Annotated in this window: 2 protein-coding genes; one reads left to right on the top strand and one right to left on the bottom strand. The window is 40.3% G+C overall.

The features are described 5' to 3' along the window. Window positions 1-77: 77 nt before the first annotated feature. Window positions 78-989: a glycine betaine ABC transporter substrate-binding protein gene (locus AB0G52_RS41075; protein ID WP_361344386.1), complete on the top strand. Its 912-nt coding sequence runs from the start codon at window positions 78-80 to the stop codon at window positions 987-989. A 231-nt stretch (window positions 990-1,220) separates the two neighbouring features. On the opposite strand, the gene AB0G52_RS41070 is transcribed toward AB0G52_RS41075, so the two are convergent. Beyond that, window positions 1,221-1,540 (bottom strand): flotillin domain-containing protein (locus tag AB0G52_RS41070; protein ID WP_361344383.1); only part of this gene is annotated, 320 nt, incomplete at its 5' end.

The raw sequence follows: 1,540 nt of genomic DNA, 5'->3' as shown, positions 1-1,540 counted from the left end.
CCAAATCGGACGCGGCTTTGAAGCTGGTTTGGCGATTGTAGTTGTTGCAATCATTCTAGATAGAATTACGCAAAATCTTGGTACAAAAAAAAGAGGGGGAATTTAAAGTTATGAAAAAATTTATATCCATGCTATTTGCAGCAGCTTTAGTATTTGCACTTGCTGCATGTGGTTCAAAAGCAGACGAGAATGCTTCCATCGGGGAGCAAGTGGATCATGAAATTATCGGAATTGACCCTGGTGCTGGAATTACGAAGGCCGCTGCCAAAGCAAAGGAAGACTATGATTTGTCTGACTGGAGCATTGTTGAAGGCTCAAGTGCCGCAATGACTGCAACATTAAAAAAAGCTTATGATAAAAAAGAACCCATCATCATTACTGGATGGACTCCGCATTGGATGTTTAATGCATATGACTTGAAGTATTTAGACGATCCTAAAGGTTCATTCGGCGAAGATGAAAATATTCATACAATTGTACGTAACGGTTTAAAAGAAGATATGCCTGAAGCATATCAAGTGCTTGACAACTTCCATTGGGATACAGATGCAATGGGCGAAGTGATGATGGAAATTTACGATGGTACACAACCAGAAGATGCAGCTGCTGCATGGGTAAAGGATAACGCAGATGTAGTAAGTGAGTGGACTAAAGGCGTTTCCAAAGTAAATGGTGATAAAATTAAACTAGGCTATGTTGCTTGGGATAGTGAAATTGCCAGCACAAATGTAATCGGCAAAGTTTTGACTGACTTAGGCTATGACGTGACATTAAGCCAAGTAGAAGCAGGTCCAATGTGGACTGGAGTAGCAGACGGAAGCCTTGATGCACATGTTGCAGGCTGGCTGCCAATAACACACGAAGACTATGCAACTAAATATGCCGGCAAGTTTGAAGATCTAGGTGCAAACCTTGAAGGAACTAAGCTTGGTCTTGTTGTTCCTAAGTACATGGATATCGATTCCATTGAAGACTTAAAAGAACAGTAATACAAATGAAGGGTATCCCAGATTGGGATACCCTTTCATCTTGTCTATATATATTAGACAATAAAGTTACAAACAGCAATAACATAAAAAAAGTATTGCTCCTCTAATACACTACAATAATCTTGATAATGTACCAACCTAAAGCAACCAGCTAATAAAGAACCCAAGCTATTATGCGAATGTAACTCGATAAATAGCTTGGGTTTGTTTTAGACTACTATATACTTTCTATTATTCGTCAGCTTCTGTGTGGATTACCTCTCTGTTCTTTCCAGACAGATTTTCAAGAAGCTCCTTCACGTCAATACCCGCAGATGCTTTAAGAGATTCCTGCATCGTTGCCATTAAGTCTGTCGCATATCCTGATACTTTGTTAGCACCAGAGCTGCCATTGCCACCTGTATCCACAACCGTAATTTTATCAATATTACCAAGCGGGCTGGCAATTTGTTTAGCATATTCAGGAAGCATCTCCAGCACCATATCCAAAATAGCTGCCTGACCATACATATCGTATGCCTCTGCAATTTTCCGCTTCGCCTCTGCTTCTG

Source organism: Streptomyces sp. NPDC021562 (assembly GCF_040640875.1).
Classification (GTDB): Bacteria; Actinomycetota; Actinomycetes; order Streptomycetales; family Streptomycetaceae; genus Streptomyces.
Note: the sequence above shows the minus strand (reverse complement) of the source record. Positions and strands in the feature narration are given on the sequence as shown.